Origin of the sequence: Acinetobacter sp. SFD (assembly GCF_001647575.1) — a bacterium.
Classification (GTDB): domain Bacteria; phylum Pseudomonadota; class Gammaproteobacteria; order Pseudomonadales; family Moraxellaceae; genus Acinetobacter; species Acinetobacter pecorum.
Map to the genome: position 1 here is coordinate 364,848 of NZ_LSZJ01000011.1, position 15,236 is coordinate 380,083.

Genomic DNA, 15,236 nt, shown 5'->3' on the forward strand with positions numbered 1-15,236 from the left:
AACAAAACTTTAAGTATTGAAAGTGAATATCACTTATACCATTAATATCTGCTAAACTTCACACAACCTTCATAACTCTAAAGTCCTGCATCTTAAAATCTTTATCCAACTGATAGTTAAAATTTTTATCTAATTAAAACAAGCTATTAAATATCGATAAATTTTTATGAAGCCACTCAACCATTTAGCTTTCCTACAAAATGGAGCTTCAAATGAATGATTTAAATAACAATATATTATCCCGTTTAAGCCTGCTGATGATGATTTCATTATTGGCCGCTTGCAGTAGTGATAATGGCAATAACAACTATCAAGGTAATCCTCCTTCGAACCAGACACCACAATTATCACCTGCTGTTGGAGCTAAAATAAAGAAACAGTGTGAACAGCTCGGTTCATTTCAGTATGCCAACACCACGATTACTTCAGCTACTGCCCTGGAGGCAGGTGCTGAGACCGTTGCCAATAAACCCATTCGGGCACATTGTCTGGTTACAGGATATATGTTTCCACGAACCAGCCCTGTAGACGGACAAGAATATCGAATTGGGTTTGAGATGCGTCTTCCTCTGGACTGGAATGGACGCTTTCTTTTCCAGGGCAATGGCGGGTTTGGTGGCGAGATCATTCCAGCGCTAGGTTTTATCGGAAGTGGGGGGCCACTCACCAATGCTCTCTATGAAGGTTTTACAGTGATCTCTTCAGATATGGGCCATACGCTTGAACAAAACTCTACTTTTGGACTGGATCCTCAGGCGCGACTTGATTATGGCTATGCTGCCATGACCAAGTTAACCCCTATGGCAAAGCAGCTCATCAAGTTTAGTTATGACAAAGTGCCTGACAGATCATATGCTGCTGGACCTTCCCGTGGCGGTAACCTTGCATTAATTGCAGCTACGCGATTACCAAATGAATTTGATGGTATTTATGCCAATTCACCTCCATTTGACTTACCAGTGGCAATAGTTGCACAAATATATGATGCACTACAGTTGAGAAAAGTCGCCACCGATGTTGATGATTTAGTGACAGCTTTTACTCTAGAAGAAAGAAAAGTTGTGGCAGATGCTGTTTTAAGGCAGTGTGACCAGCTTGATGGCATTACCGATGGTATGGTGCAGGATGTGGATCAGTGTCAGACACGATTTAATATTGAGAGAGATGTTCCTGTCTGTCAGGGTGAAAGAAATGGTACTTGCCTGTCAGCAGAACAGATTCAGGTGATTTCCGATGTATTTAAAGCTCCGGTAAATTCTAAAGGTGAAGAATTCTATGTGGGTGAAGCTTATGATCCGGGTATCATCGGGCAGAAATGGGCCAATGTAAAATTGTTTTCTACTCAATATCTAGAAGGTCTTGCTAGTGCCACAGCAATTACTTTTCAGGTCCCGCCTGAGGAGGCACCTTTGCAAAATCCACTGGAATTTGCATTGAATTATAATTTCGATACCGATCTTATCAAGTTGTTCAGGACAGATGATACCTATAAAGAAAGTTCGGTTGAATTTATGGGACCACCTAATCCACTAAACCTGACTCCTCTGACTTCAAAAGGAGGTAAACTTATTGTAGTCCATGCAGTAGCAGATGGATCTACTGCCTCCATGTATGAGTCACAAAACTGGTATAAACAACTCTTGGAACGCAATTCAGCCAATATACAAAATTCCGTTCGGTTTTTCCGGGTTCCAGGTATGAACCATGTTTCTCAGGGTGTTGCTACTGACCAGTTTGATGGACTTACTGCACTGGTCAGATGGGTGGAATATGGTGAAAAACCTGATCGTATCATTGCCACTGCACGAGGTCCTGGCAATCCGAGTGGAGAAATTAATCCCGAGATTCCGTCAAACTGGGCACCAAACCGGACCCGCCCACTCTGCCCATATCCATTAGTTGCACGTTATAGTGGTCAGGGAGATAGCGAAAAAGCTGAAAGCTTTAACTGTGCTCGATAGCTTCTACCCTTCACTTAAACGCTTATTCAACTGGAAGAAATAACTTTTATTTCTTCCAGTTTTAGTGAGGAATTTGAAATTCTATAGTTGTTCCACTTACACTTTGCAAGGTTGCTTCTAACTCAAGGGCATCCTGATTCAGGTACACATCTCTTCCTGTTTTATTAAATCAGGTAACAAAACTTTAAATATTGAAAGTGACTCACTTTCAGGCATTAAGTATTGCTAAAATAAGAACAGCCTTCATAACTCTTGAGTTATTACTCTTGATCTTGTTGATAATTAAAACTTTTATTTAATGAAACAGGCTATTTAAATATCAATATATTTCTATGAAGTCACTCAACCATTTAGTTTTACTGCAAGATGGAGCTTCAAATGAATGATTTAAATAACAATATATTATCCCGATTAAGCCTGCTTATGATGATTTCTTTTTTATTGGCAGCCTGTGGTGGCGATAATGACAATGACAGATATCAAGGTAATCCTCCTTCTAATCAAACACCACAATTATCACCTGCTGTTGGAGCTAAAATAAAGAAACGGTGTGAACAGCTGGGTTCATTTCAATATGCCAATACCACGATTACTTCAGCCACTGCTGAGGCTGCGGGTGCTGTGACTGTAGCTGAAAAACCCATTCGGGCCCATTGTGTAGTCACAGGCTATATGTTTCCACGAATCAGTCCTATAGATGGGCAAGAGTATCGAATTGGTTTTGAGATGCGTCTTCCTCTGGACTGGAGTGGCCGCTTTCTTTTTCAGGCCAATGGTGGATTTGGTGGAGAACTCATTCCAGCCTTAGGTTATGTTGGAAGCGGGGGGCCACTCACCAATGCCTTATATGAAGGCTTTGCTGTGATCTCCTCAGATATGGGTCATACACTTGAACAAATTACTACTTTTGGTATAGACCCACAGGCCAGGCTTGATTATGGTTATGACTCGATGATCAAGTTAACCCCGATGGCAAAGCAGCTCATCAGGTTTAGCTATGACAAACTGCCAGACCGATCTTATGCAGGTGGCGCTTCACGAGGTGGAAATCTGGCGCTGAATGCAGCTACACGCTTACCAAGGGAATATGATGGTATTTATGCCAACTCGCCTTCCTTTGAGCCGCCTCTTTCATCAATAGCACAAATTTATGATTTTAAAGAACTCCGAAAAGTCGCTACGGAAATTGATGAGACAATAACAGCTTTTACCGATGCTGAAAGAAAAGTTGTAGCGGATTCTGTCTTAAATAAATGTGACAAGCTGGATGGTATTGTAGATGGCATGGTACAGGATGTAGACCGATGCCAATCAGAATTTAATATCCAAAGAGATGTTCCGGTGTGTCAGGGAGAACGTAATGGAACCTGCCTGTCAGCAGAACAGATACAGGTTATCGCTGCTGTATTTGATACACCTGTAAACTCTAAAGGTGAAAAATTTTATGTCAGTGAACCTTATGATCCAGGAATCGTTGGACAGAAATGGGCCAATTTGAAACTAGCACCTCTTAGCGCTTTAGATCGTAGTGCTGGAGTATTAGGCACTGTGTTCGAGACTCCACCTAATTTATTAGGATTGGAAAGACCGAGTGAATATATCTTGAATTATAATTTCGATACTGACCTTATCAAGCTATACAGGACAGATAACACCTATAAGGAAAGCTCAACTGCTTTTATGGGACCACCTGATCCATTAAATGTGACGCCTCTCACTTCAAGAGGAGGTAAAATTATGGTAGTACATGCAGTAGCGGATGGCTCTACCTCCGAGAAGGAATCACAAAACTGGTATGATCAGCTTTTGCAACGTTATTCAGCCACTATACAGAATTCAGTACGATTTTTCCGGGTTCCGGGTATGAACCATGTTTCTCAGGGTGTGGCTACTGACCAGTTTGATGGACTGACTGCACTGGTCAGATGGGTGGAATATGGTGAAAAACCTGACCGTATTATTGCCACTGCACGCGGTCCAGGTAATCCGAGTGGAGACATTAATTCTGAAATCCCGTCAAACTGGGCACCAAACCGGACCCGCCCACTCTGTCCATACCCATTAATTGCACGTTATAGCGGTCGGGGAGATAGCGAAAAAGCTGAAAGCTTTAACTGTGCTCGATAGCTTTTACACTTCACTTAAACGCTTACTCAACTGGAAGAAATAACTTTTATTTCTTCCAGTTTTAATTCGCTATCTGGATTTAAACACGATAAGGGCTAGAACATTGTAGCGAGGGAAAGTTAAACAGTTTCTAATTGACCGACCTGATGATACGCACGGTTAAAATACACCAGACTTTCCTCCTGCTGACTCTGTCTAATCGCGATGACACGACATAAAAATATACTGTGTGTGCCCACTTTTTGAATTTCTTCAATCTGGCAATCAAAGCTCACCAAAGCATCATCTAAAATTGGAGCACCTGTTTCAAGCGTGCTCCACTTACCGAGTTTAAAGCGATCTTCAGAGTTAAATTTGCTTGAAGCAAATGCATTGGAGATGTATTCATGCTGCGTGCTGAGTACATTGACTGAGAGTACTTTATTTTTAATGAAATGTTCATGTGAACGAGAGGATTGATTCATACAGACCAGCAATGTCGGTGGGGTATCAGTCACACTGCATACGGCCGATGCGGTAAAGCCATGCATTCCTGCTACACCTTGGGTCGTGATCACATTCACAGACGTGGTTAACAAGGACATTGCATTTCTAAAGTCTATTGCTTCAATCATCTCTTTCATCTCAATTATATATACGATGTGCCTGCACTCAAAGGCAGGTAAATGATCTACGGATCATTCACCCTACTCTGGTTTAGCCATGCTTCTTTTAAGCACCCAGCTCCTGACGAACAATCGCAGCTCCTGCGCTAAGTGCTTCGAGTTTGCCCCGAGCCACTTGACGAGACAACGGTGTCATCCCACAGTTGGTTGATGGATACAGTTTGTCTGCATCCACAAATTGCAACGCTTTACGCAGTGTATTGGCAACTTCTTCAGGCGTTTCGATTTGATTGGTTGCAACATCAATCGCACCAACCATGACTTTTTTACCCCGAATCAGCTCAATCAGATCCATCGGCACACGTGAGTGTTGACACTCAAGCGATACAATATCAATTTTTGATTGTTGTAGTTTAGGGAAGGCTGCTTCGTACTGACGCCATTCATTGCCGAGGGTCTTTTTCCAATCGGTATTGGCTTTAATGCCATAACCATAGCAAATGTGTACAGCAGTTTCACATTTCAGACCTTCAAGCGCACGCTCTAAAGTTGCTACACCCCAATCATTTACTTCATCAAAAAACACATTGAATGCTGGCTCATCAAACTGAATGATATCAACCCCTGCTGCCTCTAATTCAAGTGCTTCCTGGTTCAGAATTTTGGCAAATTCCCATGCCAGTTTTTCACGGCTCTTGTAGTGACCATCGTACAATGTATCAATCATGGTCATTGGACCTGGCAGTGCCCATTTGATCGGCTGCGTGGTTTGGCTACGCAGGAATTTCGCATCATCCACAAACACTGCTTTTTTACGGGAAACTTCACCGACTACTGAAGGTACGCTGGCATCATAACGGTTACGGATACGCATGGTTTCACGTTTCTCAAAATCTACCCCTTCAAGATGCTCGATAAACGTGGTCACAAAGTGCTGACGGGTCTGTTCACCATCACTGACAATATCAATGCCGGTATGGACTTGTTCATGCAAGGACAGTTTCAGTGCATCACGTTTCGCTTCTAGTAGTTCTGCACCTTCGAGTTTCCAAGCTGACCAAAGCTTTTCAGGTTCTGCCAGCCAGGACGGTTTTGGCAAGCTGCCTGCTGTAGAGGTCGGGAGTAACTTTTTAGCTTGTAAAAGTGCCATGTCTAATCTTCTTTCTCTAAATTCGTTTATATATGTGATCTATCAGGCAGCGTTGTCTTGCTGAGCCGTTGCTACTTTAAAATTGACAGCCCATTCATCCAGAATGTCTTTATACGGCTTAATGAAGTTTTCCTCTGTCCATTTACCTTGTTTGACCGCCAGCTCCCCACGTTCAACACGGTCATAGACAATGCGAGTTAATGAATAGTCGCCATAGCTCAAGCTAGGCTGATACACCACACCTGCAGATGAATTTGTGTTGTAAATTTCAGGACGATAGATTTTCTGGAAGCTTTCCATGGTGCTGATCGCACTGATCAGTTCAAAATCGGTGTAATCGTGCAGCAAGTCGCCCGCAAAATAGAATGCCAAGGGTGCATTGCCATTTTCAGGTTTAAAGTAGCGAACACTTAAGCCCATTTTTTTTAAATATTCATCGGTACGTGAGTAGTCATCATTGGTGTATTCCACACCTAATATCGGGTGAACATTCGCACTACGGTAGTAGGTTTTCGTGGTTGAAACACTCAGGCAAATCACGGGCTGTTTATTAAATTCAGCTTTAAAGACTTCTGAATTCACAAGATGCTGGTACAGCTTGCCGTGCAGGTCACCAAAGTCTTCAGGTTTTTCATTGGCCTTACAGCCGAGTGATGGTAATACCACACTGAAATCATAATCACGTACATACGATGAGAAGCTATTCCCGATCATGCCTTCAATGCGTTCATTGGTATGATGGTCGATAATGGTACTTTTCAAGGTTTCAATAAATGGAAAGGTTTGACCATTGCCCTCAATATCAATTTCAGCAGAGATGATATCAATCTCCAGTGAATAACGATCACCTCTAGGATTATCGGCAGTCGCCAAGCTGTTAAAGCGGTTGTTAATCATCGCAAGTGTACGACGAAGATTCTCCTGACGGCTTTCACCACGTGCTAAATTGGCAAAATTGGTGGTTAGACGTGTATTGTTTGCTGGTTTGTAGTTCTCATCAAAACGAATACGTTTAATTGAACATTGAAATGCTGTACTCATGGAGATATGCCACCCTAAATTTTTATAAAAATATAAAAAGCTAAATTTCTGTCTGGCTTTATTTAAGCGTGAATCCCAAGATGAGTAAAACGATATAAATTCAGTTAAAGGTGAGTAAAATTCATCTAGCACATTTTTAGCTTGCTGGTTGCTTATGACTAAGCTACCCCCTCTGCATGTACCGAAGCTCAAATATGCATAGCCTCTTATGGACCGACTAAATGTTTTTGAAGCAGTGAAATAGGATTAACGCTTGAATATTTAATAAGAAGCCTAGAAAACAGGCTAAAAAATGATTATAAACTTTTGATTTATTCACTGAAGAATTTTAACGACCAGAAAAAATTAATTGGGCCCATTGTACAAGCAGTTACCTTCTTTATATATTTATATATGAGCAAATAGGGAGTGAAAAAGATTAAGGTAGAATAAAATACTTAATAAAATTCTTTAGATGGAATTTTTATGACGACAATTAATAAAAAAAACTTAATTTTAAAGATAAGTTTTCATGATAACGGGGTTTTTCTTTTAATTTCAATTATAAATAGTGGAATATGTTATTATTTTTTTGGTGTGATTGGTTTAGTTTTCGGTTTTACCACAGTTCTTTTTAGCAACCTCGTATATGGAGCAAAAGAAGATAAAGCAAACATAATATATATGTGGTTTCTATTATCTTTCGCAATACTGGGTGGTTGTATCGGTTTTTTATTAAAAATATCAATTGAGTTCTATTTTTATATTTTTGTATTAGCCTTCTTATACTATATGATGTACGGGAAAGACCCTTATATCGATAGAACATTTCCTTTTGTACTTATTTTTTCCTGTATAGGAACCGTTTTTCAAAATGCAAATATAGAAATAATATATGCCTACTTAACAGGGATTACTATCAGCTTATTGCTACTCAGTCTATTGCGCTATAAAAAGTATGAAAACAATTCTTTTAAAAATGGTATTTTTTCAAAAAGCACATATTTGACGAATGAGAGAATATTTAAACGTTCAGTTACCTATAGTTCATTTGCTTTTTTGAGCCTTTATATTTCCTATCATTTTTCATTATATAAACCTTATTGGGCCGCACTTACTTTTATTATTTTATTAAGACCTAAAGAAATCAATATTCTCAAAAAAACAATAGACAGATTCATTGGCTGTTTGGTAGCAGTCATATTTATTATATTACTTTTTAAGTTGCTTAGTTTAAATCACACACACCTATATTTATTTATTTTTTTAATTCTGGTTTTTATCTTACCCAGTTTACTTAAACTGCAAAATGCTCTTACAAGCTTTGGCACAACTCTGTTTGTTATTTTATTAATTGAAAGAACATTCTATACCTATCATCCAAATTATTTTGTACCGTTTTCCAGACTTTACGAAACATTCATAGGCGGTTTTTTTGCCATTATTGCAAGTCTGATTCTGAAAAAATTGAGACAATAATTCGAGTGAAGCTTCATTCAGCTATTCAAAAGAGAGAGGCTCACCATCACTTGAACAAGATATAGAGCTGTTGCAATACTTCTTCTACCTTTTAATAATCCTATGTTTAATTTAAAAAAAATGAATCATTACTTCTTAAATTGCTTATTTCTTAACTTCCGCTTTGATGCTTATATTTTCTCCAACATCAAAAAACATTGATGGAAATAGATTCTTCCCTACTGATGAAGGAGTAGCATGCATGCTGGAAGATGAAAGAGAAATATTTGAACGAGATGGCGTGGTGGTTTTACGGGGCTTTTTTAAAGACTGGGTAGGTTTGTTAAAATCCGGCATAAAAGCCAATCAACAAAATCCTGGTCAATGGTTTCGTGACTATACTCCTGGACAGACCCATGGCCAGTTCTGGGCAGATTATTGTAACTGGCAACGCATTGATGCATTCAATGAATTTGTCCAACAAAGTCCCGCAGCCAAGATAGTCAAAGCCTTAATGCAGTCTCAAAGTGTGCGCATGTTTCATGAACATGTACTGGTTAAGGGTGCAGGTTCATCCAAGGTTACGCCTTGGCATCATGATGCCCCTTATTATCCTGTAGATGCAAAGCAGACCTTAAGTCTATGGATTCCTCTGGATCCGGTAGCGAGAGAATCTGCCATTGAGTTTATTGCCGGCTCGCACAAATGGGGTAAACACTTCAAGCCACAAAGCTTTAACGGTGAATACTATGATCATGGCGACACACCTGAAGAAATCCTTCCGGATATTGATAGCCAGCGTGAAGATTACAATATTGTCGGCTGGGCACTGGAACCGGGTGATGCGATTGCATTTAATTATCTGACCATTCATGGCGCGCCAGGCAATGCATCTACTCAACATGCAAGACGTGCAGTCTCATTCCGCTGGTTAGGGGATGATGCAGTCTATGTCAATCGTGGCGGGAAAACTTCTCCACAGTACCCGCAATATATTGGCAAGCTCTCTACGGGGGATGCATTACCTGAAGATGAGTTTCCGTTCGTAGCCTAACTTAGCTCTCCACAACTGTTATTTCCTCTGTTACCAATGTTCGCCTGTTTGAACATTGGTTTTTTTTATTTGGATGAGGAAACATTGAATTTGATAAAAAGCCCCAATGACTGGAGCTTTTTAACTTAAGGAATGTTATTCAGAAAAGTGAATAACAGTACGAATCGATTTGCCTTCATGCATTAAATCAAAGGCCTCATTAATCTGTTGCAAGCCCATGGTATGGGTCACAAATGGCTCTAACTGAATCTTGCCTTTCATGGCATCTTCGACCATACCTGGCAATTGGCTACGCCCTTTCACACCACCAAATGCACTGCCCATCCATTTGCGGCCCGTCACCAATTGAAAGGGACGGGTTGAAATTTCCTGACCTGCCCCAGCAACACCGATAATAATTGACTGTCCCCAACCACGGTGTGCACATTCAAGTGCTGAACGCATCACATTGACATTACCAATACATTCGAAGGAATGATCCACGCCCCAACTGGTCATTTCTACAATCACTTCCTGGACAGGCTTGTCATAATCCTTCGGGTTAATAAAGTCAGTCGCACCAAACTCTGCTGCCAGTTTAAATTTATCTGGGTTGGTATCGACCACAATAATTTTGCCCGCTCTGGCCTGACGTGCACCTTGTACCACCGCCAGACCAATGCCTCCCAGACCAAACACGGCGACCGAATCCCCTTCTTGGACTTTGGCTGTGTTATGCACTGCCCCAATCCCGGTGGTTACGCCACAGCCAAGCAAACATACATGTTGAGGATTGGCTTCTGGGTTCACTTTTGCCAACGAGACTTCCGCCACCACGGTATATTCTGAAAAGGTTGAACAGCCCATGTAGTGAAAAATTGGTTGACCCTGATAAGAAAAACGGGTGGTGCCATCTGGCATTACACCTTTACCTTGAGTCGCACGAACAGCCACACATAGATTGGTTTTACCTGATTTACAAAATAAGCATTCACCACATTCTGCGGTATAGAGTGGAATCACATGGTCACCCGTTTGCACACTGGTAACTCCCTCTCCTACCTGAACCACAATACCTGCGCCTTCGTGCCCAAGTACTGCAGGAAATACACCTTCAGGGTCAGCGCCTGACAAAGTGAAGGCATCGGTATGACACACCCCTGTATGAGTGATTTTGACCAAGACTTCTCCTGCCTTGGGCGGTTCAACATCCAGTTCCACAATCTGTAAAGGCTGTCCTGGAGCAAAAGCAACTGCTGCACGTGATTTCATATTTGGTCCTGCTGATCCTGCAATTTATGGTATCGCTGGTTTAAAAAATTAAACAAACAATAAAATTTTTATTCAAAAATTTCTCTTCACTTTTATATGAAGTTCAGATGATTGAAGCAATTCGGTTTTTTTGATTCATATGTTCTGCTTATATGATTTTCGCTATTCAACCGACCTACTTATATTGAATCCATCGAAACAAATTTGATTTTTTGTGAAGTGTCGGGCTTCCAAAAAACAAAAAAATAATCAGCACACTGTCACAGTGAGCATGAAGAAAAGGATAGAGACAATGAAATTAGATCATTTGATGGTAGATACTGTGGTTGTGGGTGCAGGTCAGGCTGGCGTGGCAATGAGTGAGCATTTGACCCTGTTAGGGATTTCACATGTGGTGTTAGAGAAAAATCGGATTGCAGAAGCTTGGCGTACCCGTCGTTGGGACTCTTTGGTGGCTAATGGTCCTTGCTGGCATGACCGTTTCCCCAATATGGAATTCAATGCCGATCCTGATGCATTTGTACACCATGATCAAGTCGCAGAATACTTTGAAAAATATGCAAAAAAATTCAATCTTCCGATTCATACAGGTGTGACCGTTCATAAAGTTCATAAATCTGTGGGTCGTGTGGGCTATACCGTAGAAACATCAGAAGGCACCATTTACGCCGAACATATCGTCTCTGCAACGGGTGCCTTCCAAAAAGCCGTGATTCCACCCCTGGCATTGCAAAATCCATCTTTTTATCAAATTCACTCGGACGATTATAAAAACCCTGAACAACTGCCTGAAGGTGCAGTTCTCGTGATTGGTGCAGGTTCTTCAGGTGTGCAAATTGCCGATGAACTGAATCGTGCCGGTAAAAAGGTCTATCTGTCTGTGGGTCGTCATGAGCGTCCACCTCGTACCTATCGTAATCGCGACAATGTATGGTGGTTAGGTGTGCTGGGGGGGTGGGACTTTATGCGTACCGATACAGGCCCACTCAAAGGATTTGCCGTGAGTGGTGCGCATGGCGGGATTAATGTCGATTTCCGTGTCTTGGCAAAACAGGGCATCACCTTGGTCGGCAGTACCGAATCCTTTGATGAACACACAGTGAAATTTAAAAACAACCTGAAACAGAATCTCGATGAGGGTGATGCGGCATTACTGGCCTTCTATGATGAAGCAGATGCCTATATCGCCAACAACGGTTTGGATTTACCACCTGAACCGCAAGCACGCACATTATTGCCAAATCCTGAATGCGTGACCAACCCAATTCTTGAGCTGGATATACAAGCCAACAACATTAACACTGTAATTTGGGCATCAGGCTTTGGCTATGACTTTAGCTGGTTACAGGTCGATGCCTTTGATGAGTTCAATAAACCCATTCAGAAACAGGGAATTTCTCCACAACGTGGTGTGTATTTCCTAGGATTACCTTATTTAACGGGTCGTGGCTCGAGCTTTATTTGGGGGGTATGGCACGATGCCAAATATATCGCTGAACATATCGATATTCAGCGTAAATACAAGGAATATCAAACCGATAAAAATTTATTGAAACACTCAGCTTAAGGACTGATGGACTGAAATGCACCTATAGAGCTGGGGCGGCTGATATGTGCATTTTTTTGTTGGTCTCCACCGTAGTTAAAATTTATGTCTTAGGGGTGCTATGAACAGTATTTTAAAATCAAAAATTACCGATAAATGTGCATGGATTGGCAGTGAAATTGCAAATCAGACTGATTGGATCTATCAGCTTTCACCGCCTATATTGGCTGTGCTAGATCAAGCACTTAAAGTGCTTGAAGCCAAAAAATTAAATGCGCCGGAATTTAACAAATATGATGCTTATATTGAAGATCCTGTGTTTTTAGCTGAAATTGAGAAGATCTCGAATGAGCTTGAAAATGGTTATGGTTTTATCGTGATTCGTGGTTTGGATGCCAATAAATACAGCGAAGCAGAATTGGCCAATCTGTATTATCTGTTAGGCTTACATATGGGCGATGCCGTGACGCAAAATGCACGCGGTGATTTGCTTGGTTATGTGGAAAATATCGGTGACAAGACTCAAAAAATGACGCGGGTGTATGAAACCAATGATTATTTGCCTTACCATTCTGACTTAAGCGATGTAGTAGGTTTACTATCCATCCGTAAGGCCAAACATGGTGGACTGAGCAGTATTGTCAGTTCTTCAACTGTATATAACCGAATTTTGGAACAGTTCCCTGAATATTTAGGCTATTTTTACCATACTGCTTGGTACGATCATTTGGGTGAGGTTGAGCCATCTTTAACACCAGTTTTTAGTTACTTCGAAGGTAAATTGGCATGTCGATATTTGCGTCATTATATTGAACTTGGGCATGAACGTCGTGGTATGCCCTTATCTCAAGTGCAAATTGAGGCCCTGAATATTTTTGATGAGATCAGTCATGACCCAAGCTTACGTTTGGATATGATGCTTGAACCGGGCGATATTCAATTTTGTAATAACTATTGTGTGATGCATTCGCGTTCTTCTTTTGAAGATGATGACGACCTAAAAAAACGTCGTAAACTATTACGCTTGTGGTTAAAGATGCCAAATGTACGTCGACTGGCAAAAGATTTTCCCGGGCGTAATGGTATTCCTAAAGGTTTAGGGCAAGTCGCTTAAGATTGTGAATAAAATAAAAAAGAGGCTGAAATAGCCTCTTTTTTAAAGATTAGTTCACGGAAAGATTTGTAATGATGTTTAAGATTTTTAAAAAATACTGTGGAACATTATTCAAATATTAGGCGTTAAACATAAAAAATTATTAAAAAAGCCCAGATCGGTAGATCTGAGCTTTTAACATAAAATAAGACTATGATTTATATGAAATAAAAATATTAATTCATATAACGTGTATTATGTTAATTTTAGAAATACTTACTAAATATTTTAAAAATTAAAGAAATTTAAAATGAATAATTTCAAAATAGCAGTCTTTTTTATGGGTTTAATGGCTCTGGGAGGCTGTAAGCCTCAAGAAAAAGTACATATTCTACGAGAAGGAGAAATTGTGACATGGAAGCAGAATCCAAATTTGATAGTAAAAGCAAAGCTTGGTCCACGTAGAAAACATATTCCTGATCAATTTGATAATGAATTTTATCGCCCTGAACGTGAACATTATTTAGGGCAGTTTTCAATTGACTATATTCCTGAAAAATTTCCAGTTATAACTCAAGAGGAAGCAAATAATTTACCAATGCCTGACTCTAATCGACAATTGGAATTTTATTTAACTTTAAATAGGGAAAAAATAGAAGTTACGGATAGTTTTGCACCTGACCATAGAGATCAGGTAAGAGTGAGAATAAAAGGTTTAAGTTTAGAAATGAGGGAAAATAATACTGATACAAAAAAAGTAATTCTTAGTAATATTACTCCGAAGTACGTCAAGGTTGATTCGAAATTTAAAAAATTAGGCTTGGAATGTTATCGGAGGATTTTTTCTGATGAATATCTATTTTGTTATGCAGATTCAAATATTCCAAAAGTTTCTGGTGTCTTTCTTAAAGTTAATACAAGAGGAAGAACGCCAGAAGATGGCGAGTCAATTGAAATAATAGGGAATAATTATGAACCAAATAAGTATGGAGGTATATGGGTTCAATGGGAAACTAATTTAAATAATTGGGAGAAATGGCAAGATATTGATAATGCAATATGGCGCTTATTAGACACATGGAACTCAGCTCCATCATCTTAAAAAATAACTAAGTTTTACTTATTTAATATAATGGCGATTATACGAAGTATACCTGTACCTCCAAAAATAGAAATTTCCGATTTCTCCAAAAAAAATACCGTATCTGAAATACGGTATTTTTAAGTCAATCAAATTTAAAACTTAGAACAAATACGATACTTGTAAATTCAGCATACTTTCGCTTTGATTGGCACTGCCTGTTGCATACGAATCGCTTGGACCACCGATCAAGAAGTCATTTTTACCTACAATATAATCGGCAACAAAAAGCAGATCATTATAATAAGCAGAAACCCCTAAAATATGACGAGTCGAGTCTTTGAAACCACTTTCAGATTTATCGTATTCGCTGTACATAAAGTGCGGCTGAATCTTCTTAAATTTACCTACATCTTTAAACGAATACGCTAAATCGATGGTATAGAACATACCTTCATTTGCCACCATAAAGTTATCATCAAATGAACCCATTAAAGAGGCTTTAGGGGTCACAGGATCGGCATTATCGACCTGGTTTCTACCGACAGTCGCCATCAACTCAAGATTGTTATAATTCAAATTACCAAACACGGCCCACGCTTGACGGTCACCTGTGGTGCCAAAGGTTTTATTGTCGATGTCCGATGACCAATAAGACGCGCCGATGTTACTTGAGACCCCTTCTGGTAAACTAGTAATATCTTGCTTCACCCGCACAATAAACATATCCGTTTCATCAAGGTGTGTGATGGAGCCATTTTCAGGTTTTACAAAGTTGGTGGTATAACGGCTCGCATCTTCAGAATACGGACCTGAATAACTTCCTCCATCTCCCGGAAAATACCCCAGTTCAAGCTGAGTACCTGCAGCAAATTTCCCTTGGTATTTAA

The 15,236-nt window shown here is 40.1% G+C and carries 11 protein-coding genes and 1 pseudogene; 7 read left to right on the top strand and 5 right to left on the bottom strand.

Going from position 1 to position 15,236, the window contains the following annotated elements; translation table 11 throughout:
* Positions 1-212 precede the first annotated feature (212 nt).
* Together AY605_RS07110 and AY605_RS07115 are read left to right on the top strand one after the other, a co-directional pair.
* Entirely contained in the window at positions 213-1,961 is a 1,749-nt protein-coding gene (locus AY605_RS07110) for a tannase/feruloyl esterase family alpha/beta hydrolase (protein ID WP_064095736.1), read from the top strand.
* Between the two features lie 378 nt (positions 1,962-2,339).
* Positions 2,340-4,088 carry a tannase/feruloyl esterase family alpha/beta hydrolase gene (locus AY605_RS07115; RefSeq protein WP_064095737.1) on the top strand — a complete coding sequence of 583 codons (1,749 nt, stop codon included), beginning with the start codon at positions 2,340-2,342 and terminating at the stop codon, positions 4,086-4,088.
* 119 nt (positions 4,089-4,207) lie between these two features.
* On the opposite strand, the gene AY605_RS07120 is transcribed toward AY605_RS07115, so the two are convergent.
* From AY605_RS07120 to AY605_RS07130, 3 genes are all read right to left on the bottom strand, one after another.
* Positions 4,208-4,702 carry a flavin reductase gene (locus AY605_RS07120; protein ID WP_064095816.1) on the bottom strand — a complete coding sequence of 165 codons (495 nt, stop codon included), beginning with the start codon at positions 4,700-4,702 and terminating at the stop codon, positions 4,208-4,210.
* Between the two features lie 97 nt (positions 4,703-4,799).
* Positions 4,800-5,843, bottom strand: a complete 1,044-nt coding sequence (locus AY605_RS07125) for a methionine synthase (RefSeq protein ID WP_064095738.1) — start codon at positions 5,841-5,843, stop codon at positions 4,800-4,802.
* A gap of 42 nt (positions 5,844-5,885) precedes the next feature.
* Positions 5,886-6,884 carry a putative oxygenase MesX gene (locus AY605_RS07130; protein ID WP_064095739.1) on the bottom strand — a complete coding sequence of 333 codons (999 nt, stop codon included), beginning with the start codon at positions 6,882-6,884 and terminating at the stop codon, positions 5,886-5,888.
* Between the two features lie 465 nt (positions 6,885-7,349).
* On the opposite strand from AY605_RS07130, the gene AY605_RS07135 reads away from it, so the two are divergent.
* Entirely contained in the window at positions 7,350-8,342 is a 993-nt protein-coding gene (locus AY605_RS07135; RefSeq protein ID WP_064095740.1) for an FUSC family protein, read from the top strand.
* A 241-nt stretch (positions 8,343-8,583) separates the two neighbouring features.
* On the top strand, positions 8,584-9,375 hold the full coding sequence (locus tag AY605_RS07140; RefSeq protein WP_064095741.1) for a phytanoyl-CoA dioxygenase family protein: 792 nt from the start codon (positions 8,584-8,586) through the stop codon (positions 9,373-9,375).
* Between the two features lie 135 nt (positions 9,376-9,510).
* On the opposite strand, the gene AY605_RS07145 is transcribed toward AY605_RS07140, so the two are convergent.
* Positions 9,511-10,626, bottom strand: coding sequence for an S-(hydroxymethyl)glutathione dehydrogenase/class III alcohol dehydrogenase (locus tag AY605_RS07145; protein ID WP_064095742.1), 1,116 nt, complete (start codon positions 10,624-10,626; stop codon positions 9,511-9,513).
* A gap of 292 nt (positions 10,627-10,918) precedes the next feature.
* Here AY605_RS07145 and AY605_RS07150 point away from each other — a divergent pair, with 292 nt between their 5' ends.
* The 3 genes from AY605_RS07150 to AY605_RS14875 all read left to right on the top strand — a co-directional run bounded on the left by AY605_RS07150 (position 10,919) and on the right by AY605_RS14875 (position 14,367).
* A complete protein-coding gene (locus AY605_RS07150; RefSeq protein ID WP_064095743.1) occupies positions 10,919-12,193 on the top strand; it encodes a flavin-containing monooxygenase in 1,275 nt (424 codons plus the stop codon).
* Between the two features lie 100 nt (positions 12,194-12,293).
* A complete protein-coding gene (locus tag AY605_RS07155; protein WP_064095744.1) occupies positions 12,294-13,286 on the top strand; it encodes a TauD/TfdA family dioxygenase in 993 nt (330 codons plus the stop codon).
* 289 nt (positions 13,287-13,575) lie between these two features.
* Entirely contained in the window at positions 13,576-14,367 is a 792-nt protein-coding gene (locus tag AY605_RS14875) for a hypothetical protein (RefSeq protein WP_064095745.1), read from the top strand.
* Between the two features lie 141 nt (positions 14,368-14,508).
* On the opposite strand, the pseudogene AY605_RS07165 reads toward AY605_RS14875, so the two are convergent.
* Positions 14,509-15,236: pseudogene (locus AY605_RS07165) on the bottom strand (hypothetical protein); the annotation flags it as partial.